At 63.8% G+C, this 25412-nt stretch carries 25 protein-coding genes and 1 tRNA gene; 12 read left to right on the top strand and 14 right to left on the bottom strand.

Features of this window, described 5'->3' with window-relative positions; genetic code table 11:
• Window positions 1-194: 194 nt before the first annotated feature.
• Genes JQ624_RS36640 through JQ624_RS36630 form a run of 3 tightly spaced genes read left to right on the top strand, consistent with a single transcriptional unit; the run spans window position 195 to window position 4707 of the window.
• On the top strand, window positions 195-1799 hold the full coding sequence (locus JQ624_RS36640; protein WP_212423741.1) for a carboxyl transferase domain-containing protein: 1605 nt from the start codon (window positions 195-197) through the stop codon (window positions 1797-1799).
• Window positions 1800-1801: 2 nt separating this feature from the next.
• Window positions 1802-3802 (top strand): acetyl/propionyl/methylcrotonyl-CoA carboxylase subunit alpha, encoded by a 2001-nt coding sequence (locus tag JQ624_RS36635; RefSeq protein ID WP_212423740.1) that lies wholly within the window; start codon window positions 1802-1804, stop codon window positions 3800-3802.
• On the top strand, window positions 3799-4707 hold the full coding sequence (locus JQ624_RS36630; RefSeq protein WP_212423739.1) for a hydroxymethylglutaryl-CoA lyase: 909 nt from the start codon (window positions 3799-3801) through the stop codon (window positions 4705-4707). The genes JQ624_RS36635 and JQ624_RS36630 overlap by 4 nt, the downstream gene beginning before the upstream one ends.
• Window positions 4708-4721: 14 nt before the next feature.
• On the opposite strand, the gene JQ624_RS36625 is transcribed toward JQ624_RS36630, so the two are convergent.
• From JQ624_RS36625 to dctP, 3 genes are read right to left on the bottom strand one after another with little or no spacing between them, the layout of a single operon-like run.
• Entirely contained in the window at window positions 4722-6080 is a 1359-nt protein-coding gene (locus tag JQ624_RS36625) for a TRAP transporter large permease (RefSeq protein WP_212423738.1), read from the bottom strand.
• Complete coding sequence (locus JQ624_RS36620; protein WP_212423737.1) at window positions 6077-6631, bottom strand: TRAP transporter small permease; 555 nt, start codon at window positions 6629-6631, stop codon at window positions 6077-6079. Before JQ624_RS36620 ends, JQ624_RS36625 begins: the two co-directional genes overlap by 4 nt.
• Window positions 6628-7650 carry a TRAP transporter substrate-binding protein DctP gene (gene dctP / locus JQ624_RS36615; RefSeq protein ID WP_212423736.1) on the bottom strand — a complete coding sequence of 341 codons (1023 nt, stop codon included), beginning with the start codon at window positions 7648-7650 and terminating at the stop codon, window positions 6628-6630. Before dctP ends, JQ624_RS36620 begins: the two co-directional genes overlap by 4 nt.
• Before the next feature lie 404 nt (window positions 7651-8054).
• Between dctP and JQ624_RS36610 the strand changes: the two genes are divergently transcribed.
• Complete coding sequence (locus JQ624_RS36610) at window positions 8055-8288, top strand: pentapeptide MXKDX repeat protein (RefSeq protein WP_212423735.1); 234 nt, start codon at window positions 8055-8057, stop codon at window positions 8286-8288.
• Window positions 8289-8507: 219 nt separating this feature from the next.
• Here the strand turns inward: JQ624_RS36610 and JQ624_RS36605 are convergent, their stop codons facing one another.
• The gene (locus JQ624_RS36605) at window positions 8508-8861 is read right to left on the bottom strand and encodes a DUF6481 family protein (protein ID WP_212423734.1); all 354 of its coding nucleotides are present in this window, start codon (window positions 8859-8861) and stop codon (window positions 8508-8510) included.
• Window positions 8862-9286: 425 nt separating this feature from the next.
• Window positions 9287-9502, bottom strand: coding sequence for a hypothetical protein (locus JQ624_RS36600; RefSeq protein ID WP_212423733.1), 216 nt, complete (start codon window positions 9500-9502; stop codon window positions 9287-9289).
• Window positions 9503-9698: 196 nt separating this feature from the next.
• Between JQ624_RS36600 and JQ624_RS36595 the strand changes: the two genes are divergently transcribed.
• Together JQ624_RS36595 and JQ624_RS36590 are read left to right on the top strand one after the other, a co-directional pair.
• The gene (locus tag JQ624_RS36595; RefSeq protein ID WP_212423732.1) at window positions 9699-9944 is read left to right on the top strand and encodes a hypothetical protein; all 246 of its coding nucleotides are present in this window, start codon (window positions 9699-9701) and stop codon (window positions 9942-9944) included.
• Window positions 9945-9988: 44 nt separating this feature from the next.
• Entirely contained in the window at window positions 9989-10291 is a 303-nt protein-coding gene (locus tag JQ624_RS36590) for a hypothetical protein (protein WP_212423731.1), read from the top strand.
• 385 nt (window positions 10292-10676) lie between these two features.
• On the opposite strand, the gene JQ624_RS39455 is transcribed toward JQ624_RS36590, so the two are convergent.
• A complete protein-coding gene (locus JQ624_RS39455) occupies window positions 10677-10805 on the bottom strand; it encodes a hypothetical protein (RefSeq protein ID WP_283817012.1) in 129 nt (42 codons plus the stop codon).
• A gap of 115 nt (window positions 10806-10920) precedes the next feature.
• Between JQ624_RS39455 and JQ624_RS36585 the strand changes: the two genes are divergently transcribed.
• Window positions 10921-11073, top strand: a complete 153-nt coding sequence (locus JQ624_RS36585; RefSeq protein ID WP_212423730.1) for a hypothetical protein — start codon at window positions 10921-10923, stop codon at window positions 11071-11073.
• A gap of 509 nt (window positions 11074-11582) precedes the next feature.
• Here JQ624_RS36585 and JQ624_RS36580 read toward each other — a convergent pair.
• Window positions 11583-12431 carry an outer membrane protein gene (locus JQ624_RS36580; protein WP_212423729.1) on the bottom strand — a complete coding sequence of 283 codons (849 nt, stop codon included), beginning with the start codon at window positions 12429-12431 and terminating at the stop codon, window positions 11583-11585.
• Window positions 12432-12561: 130 nt separating this feature from the next.
• Window positions 12562-12978, bottom strand: a complete 417-nt coding sequence (locus tag JQ624_RS36575; protein WP_212423728.1) for a septal ring lytic transglycosylase RlpA family protein — start codon at window positions 12976-12978, stop codon at window positions 12562-12564.
• A gap of 499 nt (window positions 12979-13477) precedes the next feature.
• Between JQ624_RS36575 and JQ624_RS36570 the strand changes: the two genes are divergently transcribed.
• Window positions 13478-13801, top strand: coding sequence for an H-NS histone family protein (locus tag JQ624_RS36570; protein WP_312014556.1), 324 nt, complete (start codon window positions 13478-13480; stop codon window positions 13799-13801).
• A 198-nt stretch (window positions 13802-13999) separates the two neighbouring features.
• Here the strand turns inward: JQ624_RS36570 and JQ624_RS36565 are convergent, their stop codons facing one another.
• Together JQ624_RS36565 and JQ624_RS39860 are read right to left on the bottom strand one after the other, a co-directional pair.
• Complete coding sequence (locus JQ624_RS36565) at window positions 14000-14296, bottom strand: hypothetical protein (protein WP_212423727.1); 297 nt, start codon at window positions 14294-14296, stop codon at window positions 14000-14002.
• 157 nt (window positions 14297-14453) lie between these two features.
• A complete protein-coding gene (locus JQ624_RS39860) occupies window positions 14454-14705 on the bottom strand; it encodes a PilZ domain-containing protein (protein ID WP_409334420.1) in 252 nt (83 codons plus the stop codon).
• A 262-nt stretch (window positions 14706-14967) separates the two neighbouring features.
• On the opposite strand from JQ624_RS39860, the gene JQ624_RS36555 reads away from it, so the two are divergent.
• The gene (locus JQ624_RS36555; RefSeq protein ID WP_212423725.1) at window positions 14968-15246 is read left to right on the top strand and encodes a hypothetical protein; all 279 of its coding nucleotides are present in this window, start codon (window positions 14968-14970) and stop codon (window positions 15244-15246) included.
• A 107-nt stretch (window positions 15247-15353) separates the two neighbouring features.
• On the opposite strand, the gene JQ624_RS36550 is transcribed toward JQ624_RS36555, so the two are convergent.
• Both JQ624_RS36550 and JQ624_RS36545 read right to left on the bottom strand, forming a co-directional pair.
• Complete coding sequence (locus JQ624_RS36550) at window positions 15354-15638, bottom strand: DUF3551 domain-containing protein (protein ID WP_212423724.1); 285 nt, start codon at window positions 15636-15638, stop codon at window positions 15354-15356.
• Window positions 15639-15834: 196 nt separating this feature from the next.
• Window positions 15835-16092, bottom strand: a complete 258-nt coding sequence (locus JQ624_RS36545) for a hypothetical protein (protein ID WP_212423723.1) — start codon at window positions 16090-16092, stop codon at window positions 15835-15837.
• Between the two features lie 330 nt (window positions 16093-16422).
• Between JQ624_RS36545 and JQ624_RS36540 the strand changes: the two genes are divergently transcribed.
• Window positions 16423-16791, top strand: coding sequence for an H-NS family nucleoid-associated regulatory protein (locus JQ624_RS36540; RefSeq protein ID WP_212423722.1), 369 nt, complete (start codon window positions 16423-16425; stop codon window positions 16789-16791).
• Window positions 16792-17301: 510 nt separating this feature from the next.
• On the opposite strand, the gene JQ624_RS36535 is transcribed toward JQ624_RS36540, so the two are convergent.
• Both JQ624_RS36535 and JQ624_RS36530 read right to left on the bottom strand, forming a co-directional pair.
• Window positions 17302-17691 (bottom strand): hypothetical protein, encoded by a 390-nt coding sequence (locus tag JQ624_RS36535; RefSeq protein ID WP_212423721.1) that lies wholly within the window; start codon window positions 17689-17691, stop codon window positions 17302-17304.
• A 238-nt stretch (window positions 17692-17929) separates the two neighbouring features.
• Window positions 17930-18006, bottom strand: a tRNA-Arg gene (locus JQ624_RS36530).
• 306 nt (window positions 18007-18312) lie between these two features.
• Between JQ624_RS36530 and JQ624_RS36525 the strand changes: the two genes are divergently transcribed.
• Window positions 18313-23523, top strand: a complete 5211-nt coding sequence (locus JQ624_RS36525) for an alpha-2-macroglobulin (protein WP_212423720.1) — start codon at window positions 18313-18315, stop codon at window positions 23521-23523.
• Window positions 23520-25412 (top strand): penicillin-binding protein 1C (pbpC, locus tag JQ624_RS36520; protein WP_212423719.1); only part of this gene is annotated, 1893 nt, incomplete at its 3' end. The genes JQ624_RS36525 and pbpC, both read left to right, overlap by 4 nt.

The raw sequence follows: 25412 nt of genomic DNA, 5'->3' as shown, positions 1-25412 counted from the left end.
AAGCTCTATGAGATCGGCGCCGGCACCAGCGAAATCCGCCGCATGCTGATCGGACGGGAACTGTTCGAAAAGACCGCCTGAACTTCACATCGGGGCCAAGATGGTACAGGCTGTCGTATCCAATTCGAATGGGCTGTTCCGGCTCACCTGAAGCTATCCCAACGGCACTCCAGCATCCAGAGAAGACGCCGACCATGCCGCTTCATTCCACCATCGATCCCAAATCCCCTGAGTTTGCCCGCAACGCCGACGTGATGCGCGGCCTGGTGGCGGAGCTTCGCGAGAAGCTCAAGGTCGTGTCCGGCGGGGGCGGAGAGACGTCCCGCAAGCGGCATACCTCGCGCGGCAAGATGCTGGCGCGCGAACGCGTCGACCTGCTGGTCGATCCCGGCACCGCGTTTCTGGAATTGTCGCCGCTCGCCGCCTATGGCCTCTATGGCGGCGATGTCCATTCCGCCAGCGTCATCACCGGCGTGGGGCGCATTTCGGGGCGCGAATGCGTCATCGTCGCCAACGACGCCACCATCAAGGGCGGCACCTATTATCCGATGACGGTGAAGAAGCATCTGCGCGCGCAGGACATTGCGCGGCAGAACAATCTGCCCTGCGTCTATATGGTCGATTCCGGCGGCGCCTTCCTGCCGATGCAGGACGAGATCTTTCCCGACGAGCGGCATTTCGGCCGCATCTTCTATAACCAGGCGCAGATGTCCGCGCAGGGCATTCCGCAGATCGCGATCGTGATGGGCTCCTGCACCGCCGGCGGCGCCTATGTGCCGGCCATGTCGGATGAGAGCATCATCGTGCGGAATCAAGGCACCATCTTCCTCGGCGGCCCGCCGCTGGTGAAGGCCGCGACCGGCGAGGTGGTGACGGCGGAAGAACTCGGCGGCGCCGACGTGCATTCGCGGCATTCCGGCGTCACCGACCATTACGCGCAGAACGATGCACACGCGATCGGGATCGCCCGGCGCATCGTCGCCACGCTGAAGCCGCCGACGCGCGCCGTGCTCAACATGCGCGAGCCGCGGGAGCCGCTGTTTCCGGCGGAGGAAATCTACGGCGTGGTCTCCGCCGACGGCAGAAAACCGTTCGACGTGCACGACATCATCGCGCGCCTCGTCGACGGCTCCGAATTCGACGAGTTCAAGAAACTCTACGGTACGACGCTGATCTGCGGCTTCGCCCATATCTGGGGCTATCCGGTCGGCATCATCGCCAACAACGGCATCCTGTTCAGCGAGAGTTCGCTGAAGGGCGCGCACTTCATCGAATTGTGCTGCCAGCGCAACATTCCGCTGGTGTTTCTGCAGAACATCACCGGCTTCATGGTCGGCAAGAAATACGAGGCCGGCGGTATCGCGCGCGACGGCGCCAAGCTGGTGACGGCGGTGGCCACCGCCGGCGTGCCGAAATTCACCGTCGTGATCGGCGGCTCCTATGGCGCCGGCAATTACGGCATGTCCGGCCGCGCCTATAGCCCGCGGTTTCTGTGGATGTGGCCCAACGCGCGCATCTCCGTGATGGGCGGCGAGCAGGCCTCCATGGTGCTCAGTCAAGTTCGCCGCGACAATATCGAGGCCAAGGGCGAAAGCTGGTCGGTCGAGGAAGAGGACAAGTTCCGCAGCCCCATCCGCGCGCAGTATGAAAGCCAGGGTAATCCCTATTACGCCACCGCGCGGCTCTGGGACGACGGCGTGATCGATCCCGCCGATACAAGGCTGGTGCTGGGCCTTGGGCTGTCAGCCGCGGCCAATGCGCCGATCGAACCGACGAAATTCGGCCTGTTCAGGATGTGATGATGGACCGCGCAAAACTCTACCGGCGTTTTCGCACGCTGCTGATCGCCAACCGGGGCGAGATCGCCTGCCGCGTGATCCGCTCCGCCCGCGCCATGGGCCTGCGCACCGTCGCGGTCTATTCCGAGGCCGACCGCGACGCCCTGCATGTCGCGATGGCCGATGAGGCCGTGTTGCTTGGTCCCGCGCGGGCGCGCGACAGCTACCTCAACATCGAACGCGTCATCGAAGCCGCGCGCCAGAGCGGCGCCGAGGCCATCCATCCCGGCTACGGTTTCCTGTCGGAGAATGCTGAATTCGCGCAGGCCTGTCTCGATGCCGGGCTGGTGTTCGTCGGCCCGACGGCCGCGATGATGACCGCGATGGGCTCGAAATCCGGCTCGAAAGAGCTGATGGAAAAGGCCGGGGTGCCGCTGGTGCCGGGCTATCATGGCGAGGCGCAGGATGAGGCGACGCTGACAAAGGCCGCCGATAGAATCGGCTTCCCGGTGCTGGTGAAGGCGTCCGCCGGCGGCGGCGGGCGCGGTATGCGCGTGGTCAATTCGGCGGGAGAACTTTCGGCGGCGATCGTCAGCGCCAAGCGCGAGGCCAAGGCTGCGTTCGGCGACGACCGCATGCTGATCGAAAAGTTCGTGCAGAACCCGCGTCACATCGAGGTGCAGATCATCGGCGACAGCCACGGCAATCTGCTTTCGCTCTGGGAGCGCGAATGCACGCTGCAGCGGCGGCACCAGAAGGTGATCGAGGAAGCGCCGTCGCCGACCCTCAATGCCACTCAGCGCGAGACGGTCTGCGCCGCCGCGCGCAAGGCGGCTGCCGCCGTCAACTATGTTGGCGCCGGCACCATCGAATTTGTCTCCGACGGCAAGGAGGTGTTCTTCATCGAGATGAATACGCGGCTGCAGGTCGAGCACCCCGTGACCGAGCTGATTACCGGCGTCGATCTGGTCGAATGGCAGTTGCGGGTGGCGTTCGGCGAAAAGCTGCCGCTGGCGCAGGACGAGATCAAGCTGAACGGCCACGCCATCGAGGCGCGGGTCTATGCGGAAAATCCGCAAAAGAATTTCATGCCTTCAGTGGGCCGGATCAAGATCTGGCGCACGCCTGATGCCATCGACGGCTTGCGGATCGACGCCGGCTATCGCGATGGCGATCCGGTGTCGCCGTACTACGACGCCATGCTGGCAAAAGTGATCGCCTGGGCGCCGACGCGGCAGGCGGCGATCGAGCGGCTCAACCGCGGGCTGGAAGAGACTGACGTCCGTGGCATCGTCACCAACATCCCGTTCCTGTCGGCGCTCATCACGCACCCGAAGGTGCGCGCCAACACCATCGATACCGGCTTCATCGAGCGCGAACTGAGGAAGCTGACGGAAGCCTCGAGCGCGCTCGGCAATCTCGAGTTCTGCGCCGCGGTCGCCGCCATCGTCAACGAGGAACAGAAGTCCGCGCGCAAGGATTCGCCATGGCAGACGTTCGGCTGGATGCCGGTCGGAAGGCGGCAACGGGTATTCTCGTTTCGTCCGGGGCAGGGCGCCGAGCATAAGGTGACGCTGCACTACGGCTCCGGGCCGATGACACTCGCGATCGGAAAACACGAATTTGTTTTCGCGACGTCGCCGGCGGATCACGGCAGCTTCGATCTGACGATTGACGGCATGAAATCGCGCGTCACTGCCGTGATCGAGGGCCACGAGCTTTACTTGCGTACCCGCAACGGCCGCTTCGACCTGCATTGGGTCGATCCGTTCGGCGGCGAGACCGAGGAGCAGGTCGGCGAGGACAAGATCGTGGCGCCCTTGCCAGGCACCGTGGTTGCGCTGTTGGCCGAGGAGGGGGCAACGCTGGAAAAGGGTGCTGCGATCCTCACCCTCGAAGTGATGAAGATGGAGCAGACCCTGCGCGCGCCCTTTGCGGGCGTGTTGAAGAAGATCAAGTGCAAGGTCGGCGATATCGTCGGTGAAGGCGTCGAACTTGCCGAAATCGAGCCGGCGGCGTCATGAGCGATCGCGTCCATATCGTCGAAGTCGGTCCGCGCGACGGGCTGCAGAACGAGAAGACGCCGGTCAGCGTCGTCGACCGGATCGCCTTCATCGAGGCATTGATCGCTGCTGGACTTCACACCGTCGAAGTCGGCGCCTTCGTCTCGCCCAAGGCGATCCCGCAAATGGTCGGGTCGGCCGAGGTGCTGCGCGGCGTCAGCCATCACGTCAATTGCGAACTGCCGGTGCTGGTACCCAACGAGAAGGGTTACGAGGCCGCGCAGGCCGCCGGCGCCAGGCTGATCGCGGTATTTGCCGCGGCGTCAGAAAGCTTTTCGCGCGCCAATATCAATTGCTCGATCGCGGAATCGATCGACCGCTTCAAGCCGGTGCTGGCTCGCGCCAAAGCCGACGGCGTCCGGGTGCGCGGCTACATCTCCACCGTGCTCGGCTGCCCCTATGAAGGCGAAATCAAGCCGCAGGCGGTGGTCGACGTCGCCAAAGTGCTGTGGGACCTCGGCTGCTATGAAATCTCGCTCGGCGACACCATTGGTGTCGGCACGCCCTTGAAGGCGCGGCAGCTCCTGCGGGCGGTAGCTAGCCACGTGCCGATGGCCAAGCTCGCCATGCATTTCCACGACACGTATGGCCAGGCGCTCGCCAATCTCTATGCCGGGATGGAAGAGGGCTGCCGCGTGATCGATTCCGCCGCCGGCGGTCTCGGCGGCTGCCCCTACGCTCCGGGCGCGACCGGGAATGTCGCGACCGAGGATGTGGTCTACATGCTCGAGGGCATGGGCATCGCGACCGGCGTCGATATGGCGAAGCTGGTCGCGGCCACCAATGTCGTGAGCGGGCTGATCGGCCGTCCGCCGGTCAGCCGCGTGGCGGCAGCGTTGAACGCGAAGGCGCGGGCCGCGAAATAGGCCGCGCCCCAGCGTCAACGTCCCCCGTCAGGCCCCATCACCAGATCCGGCAGCCCGGTCGAAATCCCCGGGAAGAAGCACAACAGCAGCACGGCCAGCATCATCAGCAGCACGAAGGGCAGGGTGCCCCAGATCACCTCGCTGAGCGGAATGTCCGGCGCGACGTTGCGGATGACGAAGATGTTCAGCCCGACCGGCGGGTGGATCAGCCCCATCTCCATCACGATGGTCATGACCACGCCGAACCAGATGATATCGAAATTGGCGGCGCGCAGCGGCGGCAGGATGATCGGCGCGGTCATCAGGATGATCGACACCGGGGGCAGGAAGAAGCCGAGCACCACCACCATCAGCAGGATGGCGGCCAGCAATTCCCAGCGCGGCAGATGCATGGCGACGATCGATTCGGCCGCCGATTGCGAGATGTGCAGATAGCTCATCACGTAGGAATAGAGCAGCGACATGCCGATGATCATCATCAGCATGGTGGATTCGCGGATGGTGGATTTCAGGATCGGCGACAGGTCGCCCGGCCGCCATACGCTGTAGATCACCGCGATCAGCAGCAGCGCGAGAAGGCCGCCGAGGCCTGCGGTTTCCGACGGCGTGGCGTAGCCGCCATACAGCGCGATCATCACGCCGGTGAGCAGCAGCACGAACGGAAGCACCCGCGGCAGCGCGCTGAAGCGCTCGGCCATGGTAAAATCGTCGCGCTGCAGAATTGCGGATTCCGTTCCGGTCTTCTCGTAGAGCGCCTGCGCCGCCGCAAATTCCTTGCGGAAGCGGAATACCGCGTAGATGCCGAACAGTGTCACCAGCAACAGTCCAGGGCCAATGCCGGCGAGGAACAGCCGGCCCAGCGATTTCTCCGCGGCGACCGCGAACAGGATCATGGTGATCGAGGGCGGCAGCAGGATGCCGAGCGTGCCGCCGGCGGCGATGATGCCAGCGGCAAAGCCGCCGGAATAGCCGCGCTTGCGCATCTCGGGGATGCCGGCCGAACCAATCGCCGAGCAGGTGGCGGGCGAAGAGCCCGCCATTGCCGCGAACAGCGCGCAGGCGAACACGTTGGCGACGCCGAGCCCGCCGGGCACGCGATGCAGCCAGGCATGCAGCGCCGAATAGAGGTCCTGACCGGCGCGGGATTTGCCGATTGCTGCCCCCTTGAGGATGAACAGCGGGATCGACAGCAGCGTGATCGAAGCCATCTCCTCGTAGACGTTCTGCGTTACCGTATCGAGTGAAGCCGCCGGCATGTAGATGGCCATGAAGGCGACGGCGACCGCGCCCAAAGCAAACGCGATGGGCATGCCGGAAAACATCGCAAACAGGGTCGCCAGGCCGTAACTGATACCAATTCCAAGAACGCTCATCGACGTGAAGCACCAGCAAAGGGAATAATGATCTGCAACAGGATCTGCAGGCACAGCAGCGTCATGCCAGACGCCATCAGCACGTAGGGGATCGCAAGCGGGGGCGACCACATCGAGTTCGACACCTGGCCGTCGGCGTAAGCCTCATGCGCCAGCGTCCAGGATTTCCAGGCAAAGAAGGCGCAGAACAGCAGGCTCGCGACATCGACCAGCCACAGCCGGATGCGGTTGGCGCGTGGCGACATCAGGCCGACAAAGGCCTCGATGCCGATATGGCCGCGCTGGCCCTGCACATAGGCCGCGGTCATGAAGGTGGCGCCGACCAGCAGAAACACCGCCGCCTCGTCCTGCCAGTAATTGGCGCTGTGGAACAGGGCGCGGCCGAGCACGCTGTAACTGAGAATCACGCAGGCCGCGATCAGCGCGATGGCGGCGAAGACCACGATGACGTTGTTGCACAGCGCCAGCGCCTGGCCGAGCGCCGCCACGAGCGGATTGCCCGTGGCGGCCTCGGAATGGTCTTGCTGATCCGGAATCGGACCGTGCATCATGCGGCGACGTCGCTTGCAAGCTTCAGCAGAGTGGCTGAGGTCGCCGTCTTGGCGCTGTAGTCCTTCCACGCGGTATCGCGCGCAATATCCCGCCACTTGCTGACGGTCGCCACGTCGAGCTTGCTGACCTTGGCGCCGGCCTTCTCATAGACCTTGGCGACCTCGATATCGTCGTCCTGCGCGCCCTTGCGGCCGAACGCTTCCAGTTCGCTGCCCACCGAAAGGATAATGTCCTGCTGGTTCTTGGGCAGCTTGTCGAATATCGCCTTCGACATCATCAATGGCTCCAGCATGAACCAATAGGAGGCGCCGGCGCCCGAGGTCAGCGACTTCGCGACCTCTTCGAGGCGGAACGAGATCAGGCTGGTGGAGGAGGTGATGCCGGCGTCGCAGGCGCCGGTCTGCATCGCGGCGTAGATTTCGTTAGACGGCACCGACAGCACGGCAGCGCCCGCGGTCTGCAGCACCATGTCCATTTCGCGCGAGCCGCCGCGCACCTTCAGCCCCTTGGCGTCTTCGGGGGCGACGATCGGCTTGGAGCGGCTGGCGACGCCGCCGGCCTGCCAGACCCAAGTCAGCAGGATGATGCCCTTGTCGGCAAGGAAATCCGTCAGTGCCTTGCCGACCGGCTCCTTCCTCCAGCGCAGGCCCTGGTCGTAGGTCGCAACCAGGCCGGGCATCAGGCCGATATTGGTCTCGGGCAATTCACCGCCGGCATAGGGCATCGGGTAGAGGCTGATATCGAGCGCGCCTTTGCGCATCGCCGAGAATTGCGCATTGGTCTTGATCAGCGAGGAGTTCGGATAGATCTCGGCGGCGATCTCGCCACCAGAGCGCTTGGCGACTTCGGCGGCGAACGTGCGGCACAGCCGGTCGCGGAAGTCGCCCTTGTCGATGGTGCCGCCCGGGAATTGGTGCGAGATTTTCAGTGTCGTGGCGGCATGGGCGGTGCCGGTGCCGAAACGAAGGACGGCGGGCGCGGCAAGTGCGGATGCGATGACATGGCGGCGTGTGAGCATGGTTTATCCCCTGCAAATGGTTGTTGGGTCGGCGATCCGGACCGGCTTGAGCCCATGTTGGCCGGTCTTCGTTCGAAGTTGCTCTCGTCTGACAGTTCGAGGCGATGTGATAGGTCGAGGCGGCACGCGACGGCAAGCCCGGATTCCAACCCTCAGACCAAAGCCTGATACCGCTGCGATACACACCCGGGAACAGCCGTTCGCAGAAGACTCCGTCAATAATACGTCCAGCCCGGGCACTCGCGGAGCGTTAGCCGCCATCAATTTGCCCGCTTCAACTATCCGTGACAAAGCAAGAATTTTGGGGTGTGGCCGGTAACAAACCTGGTTGCGGCATCGTCGTTGGGGGAAGCGGCAGACGTCGCTTTCGAGAAACCAGCTTGAACCCAAAGGACGACCATCTCATGACCACCACGACCCGTATCGGCCTCGGCCTGTCTGCCGCACTCGTTTCGCTCGGCCTTGCATTCGCGCCGGCCGTCTTCGCTCAGGACAAGATGGGCAAGGACGACGGCATGAAGAAGGAATCGATGTCCAAGGACGCGATGAAGAAAGACGACGGCATGATGAAGAAGGACAGCATGAAGCACGATGGCATGATGAAAGACGGCATGAAGGACGGCATGAAAAAGAACTGAGCCGCGCCGTCATTCCCTTGCGCAAACGCAAAGCGTTTGCGCAAGGGAGCGGTGCTTAAGCATCGGCCCCGGAGGTTCGGGATTCCCCGATGCGCCTTTATGCATCCGGGGGTCTGGCGCTCACGCACCAGCCCGGAATGACGGGAGGGTTGAATCCGTCATCGGCAAGAGACGGCGGCGTGCGTTTTGCCCGCTTGCTCTTGTCTACTTTCTTCCTGCCTACTTCTTCTTGCCCTTGCTTTTGCGTGCAGCGTAACGCGCGTCGCGCTTGGCCTTCTGCTCGGCTTCCAGCGCCGCCAGTCTGGCGGCCTCTTCTTCCTTCTCGCGCGCGATCCTGACGGCTTCCGCGGCGGCGGCCTCGGCCTCGAGACGTTTCTGTTCGGCCTTTTCGGCTTCCTTTGCCTCTCTCGCCTTGGCGCGGGCGGCGGCCTGGGCTTCACGCTCGGCCTGACGGCGCTTCACCTCGGGATCGTCGAGGCCCGGCTTGGCGCGAAACTTGTTCAAAATGTCCTGCCGCGCCTGCATCGCGGCCTTCTGGCGGTCCGCGAAGTTCGGTTCCTTGAATCCACTCATAAAGAGGCCTTGTCGCTTTCACTCTCGGGGTTGGACGCGCCAAACGCGCGGAATGGGGTCTAGGTAAGTGAACCCGGGGCAAAATGCCAGCGTCGAAATGGGACCGGGAGAGCAGGGGAGACTTGCGTGAACAGCAAATGGCCCAAATTGATGCTGATGAGCGGGATTACGTCAGCCTAGCTGCTCTACGAGATGGCGACGGCGACCGAAGCCCCGAGCCGGGCGCTGGCCATCCTGCAATATGGGCTTCTCGCCTGCGCGCTGATTGGCCTGGTCGGCTCGCTGGTGATGTTCGCTTCGGAAAAGTGACCGCTGGAGCGGAACCGTCATCTCACTCCATCTCTTGATTTGAGCATGATCTCCGCGCAAACGCGTCCCGCGTTTGTCGCGAGGGAAAACCGGTACCCACTTTTCCGGATCATGCTCTAGAAGTTATCGCGACGGCCACCGGGGCCGAGAACGCGCGCGACCGTCATCGCCGTCATCGCGACCCGATCCGCGGTCTGCTGCGCCTCCAGCCTGTCGCGGGCTTTTTCCCTGATCATGATCTCGATCAGCTCGAGCCGCTTGGTGTCGTCGTCCGCTTCCGCCAGCAATTGCTTGTATCTAATGTAGTCGTAGCCCGTTTCCTGCTTGTCCATCGCACGCCCCGCACACGCGCTCACCCCGAACGCGCAGTGTCGACCAAGGGTTGTGAGCACGCAACGGATTTACGCGAGTTATACCCATTCCTGCGCCGATCGGGGCTCCATTAAAAACCTTTATACTGTGAAGCCGTTCACACAAGCGGGGGCGGGGCGATCCTATCTTCCGGGCTTCCCAACAGGAGCGACTGCCATGCCCCAGAATTGTTGGACCCGCAAAAACCTCGTGCTCGCCGCCGCCATCGTCGCGTTGGCCTTCATGGGCTTCGTCGTGATCGGCGTGTCCTATCCCGAGCCAGCCGCCAGCGCCGCTCTCGGTCCGGACTGGCAGTGCAGCCGGCTGGCCTTCGTCTTCACGACCTGCAGCCGGGCCAAGCATACCGAGTCGACGCCGGTTCGCCTCGCCCGAATCCCGGTGTGCGGACGGCTGCGGACGTAATAGGATCGGGCTGGAGACGGAGTTGGCCAGAACCGGAGCTTCCCATGCGAAAACTGTCTCGTGCTATGGTAGCCGTGTCGGCGGCGGTTCTCGTATTGCTGCCGACCGGCGCCGCGCTGGCGCAGGGCGCGCCGAGCGGTGGCACTGCGCCAACGGCAACCTCCACTGCCGCGCCGGAAACCACGGCTCCTGAAAAGGAGAAGGCGGCGCCGAAGAAAAAGAAACCGGCCAAGATGACCCGGCAGCAGGAGATCGACCGTTCGATCGACCGTGGCACGGTGCCCGCGCGTTACCGGAACTCGGTGCCAAAAGAGTATCATCAGTATATTCCGTTCGATAAGCGGTAGAACGCGGCGGATAGCTGCTCTCGTCGTCCGGCGGCGCTTCGCGCTGACCGGGTGGCTCGCAGTGACGGCCCGGACAGAGTTTTGCGGTCGAGAGCGTGCGGGATACACGCAAGGAATATGCACACGTGTATCTCACCGTACTCATACGGATTGGCCGTGCGAGCACGGCGCATCTATAACGACGTCGCTTGCAGCGGGGGGCAGGGCGTTCGTTCATCACGACGAGCGCTACCACTGGAGGCCACGAGGCCCGGACTCCTAGGCACTCCGGGCCTCGTCTACTCGCAGCGGCCGAGCCGCTTGCACCGCCCGGCCCGCTTCATCGGCACAGTCACATCGGAAAAACGCAACGCGGCACGCGGTCATTGGGCCTGCGTGCCGACGATCAAAGCGATCCGAGAAATTGCCAGATGATCAGCAACACCACGATCACGAGCACGACGTAGATGATCTTGCGGACGATCCCGCTCATCGCACTTCCTTTCGGCTTCGCGCCTGAAAGCGATGCTGGCATTTGGTCGCCCGGGCTGCAACGTCGGCCGCCGGTCGGTGGATCGGGGGTTCCAAATTCACCTTAAATTCGGCTTTTGCTCCGATAGCGGGATTTCGGTGTGCTAAGGGGTAGCCCCATGTGGAACGGTTGGAAAAAAGCGGCGATCGGATTGAGCGCGCTGCTCGCCTTCGTCCTTCTGGAGTTGATGGCGGTCATCGGCGGCGTTGCCGTATTCTTGGGCATTGTCTTGGATGTGGATTTGCCGTTTTTCGCGGCTTCCGAGGAATAGCCGTCCGGACGGAACCCCAACCCAGCAGCCTGTAGACCAAGCTTGTCGAGGCGCCTGCCAGTCAGAACGCCAGCGCCATGCACACCAGCGCCTCGTCGCGGTCGAATTCGGGTGTTGGCGGGCTCAACGGATCCCCGCGTTCAGCCGTTTCAATTCATGAGATAGGGAAACGTGTCGAGGGCGCTGTTCTCTATCTCGGGGATTTTCGGCCCCTTTTGCGCCGTGTCGGATCCCTTGATGGCCGGGCCACTGCCAGCCATCGGCTGCTGTCATAAAAATCGTTATGATTCAATGGTCTTTTAAATTCTCTTTAAGTTAAAAATGAGTTCCTGTTCAGGCCGCACCGCCGCGCGGCCCGAGTAGCCGGGCGCCGCCCCTTCACCTACCCCAGGGAGACGAGCGCTCGGCTATTGTGGGCAGCGCGCTAGCCTGGCGACAAAGCCGTCGATGGCCGCTTCCGCCGGCGCATCGCCAGCCCACAGCCGGCCGGAGGCCGATCCGGGCCCGGACTACCGGGCCGCCCAGCGGTAGTTCAGGCCGACGCGCAGAATGTTGTCGGTGATATGCGAGTTGTATCTGCTGGTCAGCAAGCCGCCGCTGAGACCGGTGACCGGCGTGACGAATGCACCGGATACGTCGCCGAGATCGACATAGAGATATTCGAGCTTGGCGGTCCAGTTTCCGCTGACGACGCCCTCGATGCCGGCGCCGATCGTCCATCCGACCCGCGTGGTGGTGCTGCTTGCCGATCCCGAAACGGGCGTCAGCGTGAACACGTTGGTGCCCTGCGCCCCCGTGATATTCGTGCCGGCGACCGTATTGCTCGTCGTGATCTCGCCATACGCCAGACCGCCGGTGACATACAGCAGCACCGTCGGGGTCACCGTGGAGCCGATGCGCCCGCGAACGGTGCCGAACCAATTCAGCTTCTGGCTGATGTCGCTGGGGACCGGCAGGGCCGCGACGTTGAACGGCGCGGTGTCGCCGATGTGCCCGGTGGAGCAGGCGCTGTTCAGCGTCGCCACCGATGTCAGCGCGCCGCCTGCGCAAGCGGCGGTCCCGCGGCCCTTCTGGTCCGAACCCTGGAAGTCGGCCTCGAGGCCGAACACCCACTTGTTGTCGAATTGCCAGTTGTAACCGAACTGACCGCCGCCGATCACACCGTTCATGTCGTTTCGCGTGTCCGCCGAACTGACGGTCGTCCCCGCATCGGTGAACCAGAGCGTGCTGGCAGAGCGGCCCCAGCTGTAGCCGAGATTGCCGCCGAGGTAGAAGCCGGTCCAGTTATAGACGGGATTGGCGAGGGCACCGGTTGCACTAACGGCGAGAACGGAAATCGCGAGTGCCAGCCTCTTCATGGAAATGCCACCAAAAATAGGATTGCGCGAAACCGGCCCAGACTATCGGATTCTTGCGCGAACGATGTCACCCGGCGGCAACAGCGACGCAGTTTGGTAAGCATTCTAAAGTTGAATCAGATTGCGCGTGCTACTCGTAGCCGGCGCGGCGCACGGTGACGCGGCACAAGCCGTCGCAGCCGATCTGGCGTGCAGCGCCGAGCGAGAAGTCGAGAACCCGGCCGCGCGCGAAGGGGCCGCGGTCCTGCACCGGGCAGCGGATCTTCTTGCCGTTCTCGAGATTGGTGACGACGAAGATGGTGCCGAACGCCTCGGTGCGATGCGCGCAGGAAACCTCGTTGGCCTTGAAGCGCTTGCCGCGTGCGTCCCACCTGTCCTCCCAGTAGACGGAGGCTTCCTGATCGTCTGCCGGCGGCCGGGCGATCCGCCCCATCCACTTTTCCTGAAAGGTGTCGGCGCATGCATGCGACGAGGTCAGCGCCAGTGCGAGCGCCGCAAACCCCAGCCTGGAAGCACCGCGGCCGTCGCGGTGGCGATACCCTGCCATGACGCCAACATTCTGTTGCGGACGGGCTCGCGTCCGCCGGAGGTTCCAGGCGCAAGTTCCTGTTCGACTTTGGCACTGGCGTGGCGGAGGCAGGGCGGTATTGCGCCGAATTGGTAACCCGGATGATATCGTCGGTAACCCGGATGATATATCGCACGGCGAGAACAATACGTGCTTGACTCGCGCCGCCTTTGCAGCGGAGCCGCACGCGCAAGGCAAACGTTCGAACAACGGATCGAATGCGGTTGCACGATTAGGGAACCGTCAACAAGAGGCTCTTAGTTTCAGATCTTCGCAGGCCTTGCTCCTGGCCTACCTATCACCAGTTGTGAAAGGAAGATTTGGGTGCGCCTTCAAGAAAATTTCGTTGTGGTTGCGTTATGAGACGAAGCCAACTTGCTGGAACTTTTCGGCCCGAAAGAGGTTCTGAATCGGCCTTATTCTGCTCATGTTTTCTACCAACGATGACAGCTATATCGAATCATGATTGGGGACGGTCGTGAACCGGAATGACTTCAAATCGATGTCCACGGATGAGTTGTGGGCACTGCACGAGGAAATCGCCTCCCGGCTTGCAGCCTCGCTGCTCGCGGAGAAGCGCGTACTCGAAAATCGCCTGAAGCAACTTAAGGGTGGCGTCGAAGCTGAGCGCGAGAGTTCGTCGACAGGGCGGCGCCCGTATCCAACCGTCGTTCCGAAGTTTCGGAATCCGGATCGCCCGTCCGAGACTTGGGCGGGACGAGGGAAGACGCCGCGCTGGCTTGCCGCAAAATTGAAATCCGGCAAGCGGATCGATGACTTCCGAATCAGGCAGGTAGCGTAAGAAGATTTGCAGCCGGTCGGTTGCGGCGTGCTTGCACTTCGGTCAATCCACGAATTGGCCAGGTGAAGCCGCAGGTACCGCGCCGATCTGCTGCGGGTCGCTAAAGCGCGCGTGTTCTTGAATGTGCGCGTTCCCGGCTGTTCGGCTTGGAAAGCCTTCAGGCGCTTCGATACCCTCTCTGGTGACGTCGATCTGGATTCAGATGCTGGCGTCACGCTCGCACTTCAGATCATCTTGGCCTGGACCCCGGCGCTCGGGATTGAGTGTCCTTTCGGCATGCGCTTCCAGGGCCCTGACAATTCCCATGCGCGCGAACAGCATGGGTCCGCGATCTTCGGCGGCATCGATGAGCATCTGGACGGCAAGTCGCCATTCCTGACCATCACGCTCTGGCTGAGGCAGCTTCCTGATGTAGTCGGCGGCGTCTCGCAGGGTCTGCGCAGGTGGTCCCTCCGGGAGCGGGACAGGCTGAGCGAACGGGCGATCCCAGGACATATTGAACTCCAATCGTATAGCCCGAACGGTCAAGCCCGCTTGGGTCGTGCTCCGGAGGAACCGGAAGCGCGGGGATTCGACGCGGAGTCTCGATGTTAGTTCCATTGCCCCAGGGCTGTTTTGTTCACCGCGGCGCCAGCTCCCGGGTTCCGCGTGATCAATTTTGAAACGCAACCCCGACGAAATCGCCTTGCCGCCAGATCACGCGGCAATCGCGAACGGTATGAAAATTGTCGAAGCTCAATTCGAAATTCAGCGGCAACAAATTGAGGGCGTGGAGTTCGATTCCGGCGCCGGAATTCGTGACGTCCTGAACGCGGCAGGTGAGGACACCGCGCTGCGCGTCAAAGAACAGCAGCGCGTCTTTTGAGATCGTCGTCCTCGCCACATATCGGCGTTCGAATTCCATTGGAGCTTACCGATAGTTCGCGCCAGGTCCTGGCAAGCAGAGGCTAGCGCATTGCGCCCAATCGGCAATCAGGTTCGATGTTCTTCGTAAACAATCAATCTTAATGATCGCGGAAAGTCGCATTCCACGCGCGAGAGCACCGTCGTCGGGACCGTGCGTTGCGGCTTAAGCACAGCTCCGCCGGTTCCGTGTGCGGAACTCACAATCAGGCTTGATGCGCCGGTGAAAGCCGGGCCTCTCTTAATAGGCAGAGGGGAATCACATGGACTTACGTTGGTTGTGTGTGCTGGCGCTGTGTCTGGGAACATCGAGCGCCGGCTTTGCGGGTGAACAGTCCGGTGTTTTGCGCCGAATTTCATGTCCTGTCGTGCGCTACTACGTGGCGCAATACAGTGCGTCCGCCGCCGAGCAGTGGGCCCGCGGCAAAGGCGCGAGCGACGCTGAGATCGAAGCGGCCCGGCGCTGCCTGAAGCCCGACACGACGCGGACGGCCAAGGCGGCCCCACCGAGGCCGCTCGCGCTCGGCACGTATGGCTGGTGAATGGCCAACGGGTAGCCCGCATGAGCAGAGCGATATGCGGGGCATAAGAAACCGGATTTCGCTCCGCTCATCCGGGCTACTTTTAGGCCGTCGAAGCGAACCGATTTTCAATACTGCTGGGGGCGCTGCTGACGCTTGCCACGCCTGGCCTTCGGCCCGCCGAAATATGGATTGACCACGCATTGCGCGGGGCGGCCCGAGGCCGACGCGGCACACTGCGCCATCGTTCGATAACTGCACTCGAAGTAGAAGTCCGCGATGCCCTGGTAGATCTGCAGGCAAACGGGGTAGCGCGGATCGTAGGTCTGGGCTCGTGCCGGGGCGGGCAGGGCGATCGTCGCGGCCAAGATTGTCAAAGACATTACGCAGGCCGACGTGTGTGGCAACTTCATCCTGAGGTCCTCCCAATAGTTTGAGCAGCTAGCAAGTAGCCCGCTTGAGCCACCGGGTCGCGCGAATGCGCGCCCGAAGACGAGCGCAATTGCGCTCGCGCAGTGATAACAGGTTTCCGCGACATGCGGGGCCCGAGAAGATGAAAACCCGGATGTCGCTGCGCTCATCCGGGCTACGCTTGCACGCGCCCGATTTTCAGACTTCCCGATCCTCAAATCCATACTCTCGATAGATGACGGCGCGATCGGCGTGGGGGTTTAGCCGGCACTTTGCCTGGGCGAGGTGCAGGTTAAGGGTCCCGGGCTGACAATTGGCTGCCAGCAGTTTCCGGATGTCGTCCATCTGCTGGCGCGACTGCTGGGTCGGTTCGAGTTGCTCAAGCGCGACCAGTGCCGTCGCCAGCGCTTCCGTGATGACCCATTCGTCGTGGCCGGTGATTCCCTTTTTTGGCATTACGACCCGTATCCTTTGTCTGGGCAACGGAGCAATTCCCGGCCGGCATTATAAGCCCAAACCGCAACTCGTCACCGTGCCGCTTCAGTTTTCATTGGCCTTCAATGCACAAATTGCGCCCTGAGCGGAGCGATGCGCGGCGAAACTCCGGGTGATCGCACGACCGGTTCCCTCCGCGGCGGCGCGTCGAGGCGATCAATCTTTGGTTGTGCCATCGGAATGGAGGAATCTAACCTGATACGGCAAGAACGTCTTGAATAGGCCTTGTTATGCTCACGTTATCTGCCAACGATGAGCGCTCAAAACATCGAATCATGATTGGGGACCGTCATGAACCGAAATGACTTCAAGTCGATGTCCACCGACGAGTTGTGGGCGCTCCACGAGGAAATTGCCACCAGGCTTGCCGCGGCACTGACGGCGGAAAAGAGCGTGCTTGAAAACCGCTTGAGGCAACTCCAGCGCGGAATTGAAACTCAACATGCAGTTCGCGATGCCAAGTCGTCTCACGCTGCCAAGCCGTCGCATGCCAAGTCGTCGACGCAGCGCCGCCCCTATCCCGCGGTCGTTCCGAAATATCGGAATCCGGAGCGGCCGTCGGAGACCTGGGCGGGACGCGGCAAGACGCCCCGCTGGCTGACCGCACAACTAAAGTCCGGCAAGCGGATCGACGACTTTCGGATCAGGCACGCCGCTTAGGCGACCAGTTAAAGTCGGGCAGCTTCGGCTTTCCGAACCAGCTTGCGCAGTGCCTGCACCTCGGCCAGCCGTCTGGCGAGCTTTGCGGCCCGGGCCCGGATTGGCTTCCTTGAGGCTGACGGATGTCGTTTGGTTCTGCTCTGCGCTGCTGTCGCCGTCATCGTGGTTGCCCCTTCCCGAAGTCTCCCCCAACGGACAGGATGCTCCCGTGTCGAGTCGCCGGCTAGTGCCGGCGCGACACAGCGCGCGAAGATCGATCGTGGTTCCACTTCTGGGAACTTGCGAGTCCGGACCAGTGTTGTCTGCGCATCCGCGTCTCGAGGCTGCCGATCTGCGACCGGGGTCGAAATAACGCATGGGCGGGCCGCGGGAGGGGGAATCCTGGCTGCTGGTCGTCAGCGGACGTCCGGCGGAAACAGCCAGCGCAGCGTCAGCCGGATAAGCAGGTAGCAAGGGCGGCGCCCACCACGATCCAAAGCGCTGTTTCCATCCGCTGCCTCCCCATGCGTTCTAGCGCGGCGCGTGATCTGGCTTGGCCGGGCCGATCGTCCACGAATATTGCCGGCCATTTGTTCGCGGGTCCGTGTTGTCGCTGGTCGAGAAGTAGATCACCCCTTCCACATGTATATAGTGTCCGAGTCCCAGGCTCTTGATGTCAGCGGTCGTGCTGTGGGCCGGGCCGAGCGGCCGGTCGTTTTCATAGATCATGATCGGCGATCGCGTCGGCTCCTCGGGCGTGTCGGCAAGTTTGCTGTATCGGTCGAAATGGATCACATACATGAACTCGCCTTCCGCGTGCTTCTCGATCCCGACGAATGAATATGCACCAGGCGGCCGCGGCACGGGCTCGTAGCGGCTGCCGACGATGGCGGCCAGCGGGAACCAGATCGCTAGCGCCAAGATGATGGTCGGGGTCAGTCGCATGTTTCCCGGCTAGCACAACGTGTCGGTGCGATCCAATGATCCAAAGAATTGCCGCGCGATTGCGCTGTGCAAAATTGCTCCGGTAATTTTTCCGGTAATTTGGGGTCGACATCGACCGGCTTGGACCGGCATCCGCTCTCCCGTCATCGGAATTCCGATACTGGAAGCACCGCGGGCAAGCGTTGGAATTGCTTACGTTTTTGGATTGCGGGAGTGGCGATCCCAGCAGGATTCGAACCTGCAACCCACGGAGTAGAAATCCGTTACTCTATCCAGTTGAGCTATGGGACCGTCCGGGCGGTAGCCGCCTTCTGGTCTTTCTAGCACTGCCAATATGAAAAATCCGCTTTCCCGCCAAGACGGTCGAACCGATTTCCTCAAGTTCGCGACTAAGGCAGACGGTGGGCCGTCTCGCATGGTCCGCCCTGACACATGCTTGCCCGCCGGCCGTCCGCCGGACGGCGCGGCTTGGACCGTTTGGACTGCCGACACCATGCATGCGGCCTTTTCGCAAGCCAGAATCCCTGCCATCAGTCCGTCACCTTTTCGCGCATTTTTCGACGTTACGCGGCTGATGTCCGCGGCAAGGAGCCCATCATGATCGGTTTGGTTCGCGCCACAGTGATTTGCGCCACGCTGGCGCTTGGCCTGACGGCGGCGGGGGCCGTGGACAAGGCGTTCAAGCGCGACGAACTGGCCGATTCGGCCGTCAAGCTGGAGGCCCAGATCAAGAGCGAGGCGGGGCCGGTCGCCAAATCCTCCGCGACCCTGCGGGGCGACGCCGACGCCGCTTTCAAGCGCGCCGACTTCCGCGTCGGCCTGCAGATCCTCGGGCAGATCGCCGCCACCACGCCCGAGGACAGCGCCAACTGGCTGAGACTCGCCAAAACCATCTTCCAGATCCGCTCCGCCAGTTCCAGCGAGCAGACGTTCCTGTACGAGCGCGCCTCGACCGCGGCCTACATCGCCTATCAGCGCGCCGGCAACCAGGCCGAGGAGGCCGATGCGCTGGCCGTGCTGGGCCGGGCGATGTCCGAGCGCAAGCTGTGGCGTCCGGCGCTGGATGCGTTGCGGCTGTCGCTCGACATGCGCGAGGTCGCCGAGGTCCGCGGCCAGTACGAGAAGATGCGCGACCAGCACGGCTTCCGGCTGTTGGACTACACCGTCGATTCCGACGGGGCCTCGCCGCGGGCCTGTTTCCAGTTTTCCGAGGATCTCGCCAAGCGGATCGACTTCGCGCCCTTCGTGGCGCTGGCCGGCACCGACAAGCCGGCACTGACCAGCGAGGGCAAGCAGCTCTGCGTTGACGGGCTGAAGCATGGCGAGCGCTACAACATCAACCTGCGCGCCGGCCTGCCGTCGACCGTCAAGGAGAGCTTACCGAAATCGGCCGAGTTCAACATCTATGTCCGCGACCGCAAGCCGTTCGTGCGCTTCACGGGGCGCGCCTATGTGCTGCCGCGCACCGGCCAGCGCGGCATTCCGCTGGTCAGCGTCAATACGCCGTCAGTGAACGTCAACGTGTTCCGGATCGGCGACCGCAATCTGATCAACACGGTGGTGGACAGCGATTTCCAGAAGACGCTGTCCAGCTACCAGCTCTCGGATTTGGGCAATGAGCGCGGCGTCAAGGTCTGGACCGGCGAACTTGCGACCGCGACCACGCTGAACCAGGACGTGGTGACGGCGTTCCCGGTCGACCAGGCGCTGGGTGACCTGCAGCCCGGCGTCTATGTGATGACGGCGTCGGCCAAGGGCCCCGGCAGCGGCGACGATGACGGCTCGCTGGCGACGCAATGGTTCATCGTCTCCGACATGGGGCTGACGGCGTTTTCCGGCAATGACGGCATCCATGTCTTCGTCAATTCGCTGGCCTCGACGGAGGCTGTCGCCAAGGCCGAAGTGCGGCTGGTCGCGCGCAACAACGAGATTTTGGCGACCCGCAAGACCGACGATGCCGGCCACGTGCTGTTCGAGGCCGGGCTGGCGCGCGGCGAGGGCGGGCTGTCGCCGGCGCTTTTGACGGTCATGAGCGACAAGGCGGACTATGCCTTCCTCAGCCTGAAGACCAATGCCTTCGATCTCACCGACCGTGGCGTCTCCGGGCGCGTCGTGCCGGCCGGCGCCGACGCCTTCGTCTATGCCGAGCGCGGGGTCTACCGCTCGAACGAGACGGTCTATCTGACCGCGCTCTTACGCGACGGGCAGGGCAACGCGATGGCCGGCGGGCCGCTGACGCTGGTGATCGAGCGGCCGGATGGCGTCGAATTCCGCCGCGCCGTGCTGCCGGATCAGGGCGCAGGCGGCCGTTCCATGGCCGTTCCGCTCAATTCGGCGGTTCCGACCGGGACCTGGCGGGTGCGGGCGTTTACCGACCCCAAGGGCTCGTCGGTCGGCGAGACCACCTTCATGGTCGAGGACTACATCCCAGAACGAATTGAATTCGACGTCTCCGCCAAGGAGAAGATGATCAAAGCCGAGGTTCCGGTCGAACTGAAGGTCGCCGGCAAATTCCTCTACGGTGCGCCCGCCTCAGGGCTCCAGCTCGAAGGCGACATGCTGGTCGCGCCTGCCGCCTCCGGGCGGCCGGGCTATCCCGGCTACCAGTTCGGCGTGGCGGATGAGGAAACCGCCTCCAACGAGCGCACCCCGATCGAGAACCTCCCCGAGGCCGACGCCAATGGCGTCGCGACCTTCCCGGTGTCGCTGGCCAAGGCGCCGACGTCGACCCGTCCGCAGGAGGCGCAGATCTTCATCCGCATGGTGGAGACCGGTGGCCGCGCCGTCGAGCGCAAGCTGGTGCTCCCCGTGGCGCCGCAGGCGGCGCTGATCGGCATCAAGCCGCTATTCGGCGACAAGAGCGTGGCCGAGGGCGACAAGGCCGAGTTCGACGTCGTGTTCGTCGGCGCCGACGGCAAGCAGCTTTCGCGGGATGGCCTGCGCTACGAACTCTTGAAGATGGAGTCGCGCTATCAATGGTATCGCCAAAACTCGTCCTGGGAATATGAGCCGGTCAAGTCGACCAAGCGCGTCGCCGACGGCGACCTGACGCTGACATCAGACAAGGCGGCGCGGGTGTCGGTCTCGCCGGAGCCCGGCCGCTATCGCCTCGACGTCAAGTCGACCGAGGCGGATGGACCGGTCACGTCGGTGCAATTCGACGTCGGCTGGTATTCCGACGGCAGCGCCGATACGCCTGACCTTTTGGAGACGTCGATCGACAAGCCGGAATACGTGTCAGGCGACACCATGGTGGTGTCGGTCAATGCCCGTACCGCCGGCAAGCTCACCATCAACGTGCTCGGCGACCGCCTGCTGACGACGCAGACCGTCGACGTCAAGGAAGGCACCCAGCAGGTCAAGCTGACCGTCGGCAAGGACTGGGGCACCGGCGCCTATGTGCTGGCGACGCTGCGCCGTCCGCTGGATGCGGCGGCGCTGCGGATGCCGGGACGGGCGATTGGGCTAAAATGGTTCGGCATCGACAAGAAGACGCGCACGCTGCAGGTCGCGCTGTCGCCGCCGCCGCTGGTGCGGCCCGGTACGGCACTGAAGATTCCCGTCAAACTCGGCGGGCTCAATCCCGGCGAGGACGCCAAGATCGTGGTTGCCGCGGTCGATGTCGGCATTCTCAACCTGACCAACTACAAGCCCCCGGCGCCGGATGACTACTATCTCGGCCAGCGCCGCCTCACGTCCGAAATCCGCGACCTCTACGGGCAGTTGATCGACGGCATGCAGGGCACGCGCGGCCAGATCCGGACTGGCGGCGATGGCGCCGGGGCCGAACTGCAGGGCTCGCCGCCCACGCAGAAGCCGCTGGCGCTCTATTCGGGGATTGTCACGGTCGGCGCTGACGGCACTACCGAAATCAGTTTCGACATTCCGGAATTCGCCGGCACCGCCCGCGTCATGGCGGTGGCGTGGAATTCGACCAAGCTCGGCCGGGCCACCATCGACGTCACGGTGCGCGATCCCGTGGTGCTGACGGCGACGCTGCCGCGCTTCCTGCTCAACGGTGACAAGGGCACCATGAGTTTCGACCTCGACAATGTCGAGGGCGCGCCTGGCGACTACAGCATCAGCGTCAAGACGTCGGGCCCGGTGAAGGTGACGGGCAATCCGACCACGTCAGTCAAACTCGCCGCCAGGCAGAGGACGTCAATGTCGCTGGCGCTCGACGCCGGCGGCGCGGGCACCGCCAATCTAGACGTCGACATCAAGGGCCCGAACGGGCTGACGCTGGCGCGGCATTATGCGCTCGACGTCAAGGCGGCGACGCAGGTGCTGGCGCGGCGTTCGATCCGGACATTGGCAAAGGGCGAAAGCCTGACGCTGACCTCGGACATGTTCTCCGATCTCGTGTCCGGTACCGGCAGCGTGTCGCTGTCGGTCGGCCTGTCCACCGCGCTCGATGCGGCAACCATTCTGAAGGCGCTGGATCGCTATCCGCACGGCTGCTCCGAGCAGATCACCAGCCGCGCGATGCCGCTGCTCTATGTCAACGACCTCGCGGCGGGTGCGCATCTGGCGATGGATACGGCGGTCGACCAGCGCATCAAGGATGCGATCGAACGGCTGTTGGCCCGCCAAGGCTCCAACGGCTCGTTCGGCCTGTGGTCGGCCGGTGGCGACGACGCCTGGCTCGACGCCTACGTGACCGACTTCCTGACCCGCGCCCGCGAAAAGGGTTTTGCGGTGCCGGATGTGCTGTTCAAGAACGCGCTCGACCGTATCCGTAACTCGGTGGTCAACGCCAACGAGCCGGAAAAGGACGGCGGCCGCGATCTCGCCTACGGCCTCTACGTGCTCGCCCGCAATGGCGCAGCGCCGATCGGCGACCTGCGCTATCTCGCCGATACCAAGCTCTCCAATCTCGCCACGCCGATTGCGAAATCGCAGCTCGCGGCGGCACTGGCCCTGGTCGGCGACAAGACGCGGGCGGAGCGGGTCTATGGCGCGGCACTCGATGCGCTGGCGCCGAAACCGGTGCTCGAGTTCGGTCGCACCGACTACGGCTCGGCGTTGCGCGATGCTGCTGCGCTGGTTTCGCTCGCCAGCGAAGGCAACGCGCCGCGGGCGACGCTGACGCAAGCGGTCCAGCGGGTCGAAGTGGCGCGGGGACTTTCGCCCTACACCTCGACGCAGGAGAACGCCTGGCTGGTGCTGGCCGCGCGTGCGCTGTCGAAGGAAACGCTGGCGCTCGACATCGATGGATCGCCAGCCAAGGCCGCGGTCTATCGCAGCTACAAGGCCGAGGCGGTGGCCGGCAAGCCGGTCAAGATCACCAACACCGGCGATGCGCCTGTGCAGGCGGTGGTCTCGGTCTCGGGCTCGCCGGTTACCCCGGAGCCCGCGGCGTCGAACGGCTTCAAGATCGAGCGCAATTACTTCACGCTCGACGGCAAGCCCGCCGATATCAGCAAGGCCAAGCAGAACGACCGCTTCGCGGTGGTGCTGAAAATTACCGAGGCCAAGCCGGAATACGGACACATCATGGTGGCCGATTATCTGCCGGCCGGTCTCGAGATCGACAACCCGCATCTGGTATCGTCGGGTGACTCCGGCACGCTGGACTGGATCGAGGACGGCGAGGAGCCGGAGCATACCGAGTTCCGCGACGACCGCTTCACGGCGGCGATCGACCGTGCCAGCGACGACAAGTCGGTGTTCACGGTCGCCTATATCGTGCGCGCGGTGTCGCCGGGCAAATACGTGCTGCCACAGGCCTATGTCGAGGACATGTACAACCCCTCGCGCTACGGCCGCTCCGGCACCGGCTCGGTCGAGGTGCGTCCGGCGAAATGAGCGAAACGGCGCCCATAGCGCTGCCTGCGCCTCGCGGAGGGCGCCGGCGGCGGATCAGAAAGGCGGCGGCGATTTCGGCCGTCGCCCTTTTGATTGCGGCTGGCAGCTTCGCCGCCTGGGTTGTTTCGCTCGGGCCGTTGCCGCTGGAGCAGGCGCGAAAAGTTTCCACCACCATCGTCGACCGCAACGGCAAGCTGCTGCGCGCCTATGCGATGGCCGACGGCCGCTGGCGGCTGCCGGTCGATGCGAAGACCGCAGTCGATCCCGGCTATCTGAAATTGCTGCTGGCGTATGAAGACCGTCGGTTCTGGTCGCATGGCGGCGTCGATCCGCTGGCGCTCGGGCGCGCGGCGCTTCAATTCGGCAGCAGCGGCCACATCGTCTCCGGTGGCTCGACCATTACGATGCAACTGGCGCGGCTGATCGAGCCGCGGCGCGAGCGCTCGGTGTACGCAAAGCTGCGCCAGATGGTGCGCGCGATTCAGATCGAGCGGCAGCTCGGTAAGGACGAGATCCTCGATCTCTATCTGGCGCTGGCGCCGTTCGGCGGCAATCTCGAAGGCATCCGCGCCGCATCCATCGCCTATTTCGGCAAGGAGCCGAAGCGGCTTTCGCTGCCGGAAGCCGCATTGCTGGTAGCGCTGCCGCAATCGCCGGAACGCCGCCGGCTCGACCGCTATCCGGAAGCCGCGCACGCCGCGCGCGACCGCGTGCTGGCGCGGATGGTCGAGGATGGCGTGGTGTCGAAAGACGACGCGGCGCAGGCGAGGGCAGTGGCGGTGCCGCGGCTGCGCAAGCCGATGCCGATCCTGGCGCCGCATTCCGCCGATGCCGCGATGGCGGCAGTGAAGGATACGCCGCTGATCAAGCTGACGCTGGATTCGGGCTTGCAGAAAACGCTGGAAGCGCTGGCGCGCGACCGCGCGGTGGCGCAGGGGCCGAACATTTCGGTCGCCATCATCGCGGTCGACAATGAAAGCGGCGACGTGCTGGCGCGCGTCGGCTCATCCGATTATTTCGACGAACGCCGCGCCGGGCAGGTCGACATGACCCGCGCGGTGCGCTCACCGGGCTCGACCCTGAAACCGTTCATCTACGGCCTCGCCTTCGAGGACGGCTTTGTGCATCCCGAAAGCCTGATCGACGACCGTCCCATTCGTTTCGGCTCCTATGCGCCGGAAAATTTCGACATGACGTTCCAGGGCACGGTGCCGGTGCGCAAGGCGCTGCAACTATCCCTGAATGTGCCGGCGATTGCACTGCTCGACCGCGTCGGCTCCAGCCGTCTGTCGTCGCGGCTGAAGCAGGCCGGCGGCAATTTGGTGCTGCCGAAGGATGAAGCGCCGGGCCTTGCGATGGGTCTCGGCGGCGTTGGCATCAGCTTGCAGGATCTGGCGCAGCTCTATGCGGGACTGGCGCGGCTTGGCGCGGCAAAACCGCTGCGCGAGATCATGCTCGCCAACGACGACCGCGAGCCGCTGCGGCTGATGGACCAGGCCGCGGCCTGGCAGGTCGGCAACGTGCTGCTCGGGACGCCGCCGCCGGAAAACGGCGTGCACAACAGGATCGCCTTCAAGACCGGCACCAGCTACGGCTATCGCGATGCGTGGTCGGTGGGTTTCGATGGCCGCATCACCATCGGCGTGTGGGTCGGGCGTCCCGACGGCGCGCCGGTGCCGGGCCTGGTCGGCCGCACCGCCGCAGCCCCCATCCTGTTCGACGCGTTTGCGCGCACCGGCAAGATCCCGGCGGCGCTGCCCAAGGCGCCGAAGGGTGCGCTGATCGCCGGCAATGCCAAGCTGCCGTTGCCGCTGCGGCGCTTCCGCCCCGTCGGCGAACTGATCCGCACCGGCAACGATCAGATGCCGCGCATCCAGTTTCCGCTGAAC

Source organism: Bradyrhizobium sp. AUGA SZCCT0283, assembly GCF_018130385.1.
Taxonomy (GTDB): domain Bacteria; phylum Pseudomonadota; class Alphaproteobacteria; order Rhizobiales; family Xanthobacteraceae; genus Bradyrhizobium.
This window is presented reverse-complemented; position numbering and strand designations above follow the sequence as displayed.

Coding starts and splice junctions, on each gene's coding strand:
- JQ624_RS36640 (WP_212423741.1), top strand. CDS start 195: ATGCCGCTTCATTCCACCATCGATCCCAAATCCCCTGAGTTTGCCCGC.
- JQ624_RS36635 (WP_212423740.1), top strand. CDS start 1,802: ATGGACCGCGCAAAACTCTACCGGCGTTTTCGCACGCTGCTGATCGCC.
- JQ624_RS36630 (WP_212423739.1), top strand. CDS start 3,799: ATGAGCGATCGCGTCCATATCGTCGAAGTCGGTCCGCGCGACGGGCTG.
- JQ624_RS36625 (WP_212423738.1), bottom strand. CDS start 6,080: ATGAGCGTTCTTGGAATTGGTATCAGTTACGGCCTGGCGACCCTGTTT.
- JQ624_RS36620 (WP_212423737.1), bottom strand. CDS start 6,631: ATGATGCACGGTCCGATTCCGGATCAGCAAGACCATTCCGAGGCCGCC.
- dctP (WP_212423736.1), bottom strand. CDS start 7,650: ATGCTCACACGCCGCCATGTCATCGCATCCGCACTTGCCGCGCCCGCC.
- JQ624_RS36610 (WP_212423735.1), top strand. CDS start 8,055: ATGACCACCACGACCCGTATCGGCCTCGGCCTGTCTGCCGCACTCGTT.
- JQ624_RS36605 (WP_212423734.1), bottom strand. CDS start 8,861: ATGAGTGGATTCAAGGAACCGAACTTCGCGGACCGCCAGAAGGCCGCG.
- JQ624_RS36600 (WP_212423733.1), bottom strand. CDS start 9,502: ATGGACAAGCAGGAAACGGGCTACGACTACATTAGATACAAGCAATTG.
- JQ624_RS36595 (WP_212423732.1), top strand. CDS start 9,699: ATGCCCCAGAATTGTTGGACCCGCAAAAACCTCGTGCTCGCCGCCGCC.
- JQ624_RS36590 (WP_212423731.1), top strand. CDS start 9,989: ATGCGAAAACTGTCTCGTGCTATGGTAGCCGTGTCGGCGGCGGTTCTC.
- JQ624_RS39455 (WP_283817012.1), bottom strand. CDS start 10,805: ATGCCAGCATCGCTTTCAGGCGCGAAGCCGAAAGGAAGTGCGATGAGC.
- JQ624_RS36585 (WP_212423730.1), top strand. CDS start 10,921: ATGTGGAACGGTTGGAAAAAAGCGGCGATCGGATTGAGCGCGCTGCTC.
- JQ624_RS36580 (WP_212423729.1), bottom strand. CDS start 12,431: ATGAAGAGGCTGGCACTCGCGATTTCCGTTCTCGCCGTTAGTGCAACC.
- JQ624_RS36575 (WP_212423728.1), bottom strand. CDS start 12,978: ATGGCAGGGTATCGCCACCGCGACGGCCGCGGTGCTTCCAGGCTGGGG.
- JQ624_RS36565 (WP_212423727.1), bottom strand. CDS start 14,296: ATGTCCTGGGATCGCCCGTTCGCTCAGCCTGTCCCGCTCCCGGAGGGA.
- JQ624_RS39860 (WP_409334420.1), bottom strand. CDS start 14,705: ATGGAATTCGAACGCCGATATGTGGCGAGGACGACGATCTCAAAAGAC.
- JQ624_RS36555 (WP_212423725.1), top strand. CDS start 14,968: ATGGACTTACGTTGGTTGTGTGTGCTGGCGCTGTGTCTGGGAACATCG.
- JQ624_RS36550 (WP_212423724.1), bottom strand. CDS start 15,638: ATGAAGTTGCCACACACGTCGGCCTGCGTAATGTCTTTGACAATCTTG.
- JQ624_RS36545 (WP_212423723.1), bottom strand. CDS start 16,092: ATGCCAAAAAAGGGAATCACCGGCCACGACGAATGGGTCATCACGGAA.
- JQ624_RS36540 (WP_212423722.1), top strand. CDS start 16,423: ATGAACCGAAATGACTTCAAGTCGATGTCCACCGACGAGTTGTGGGCG.
- JQ624_RS36525 (WP_212423720.1), top strand. CDS start 18,313: ATGATCGGTTTGGTTCGCGCCACAGTGATTTGCGCCACGCTGGCGCTT.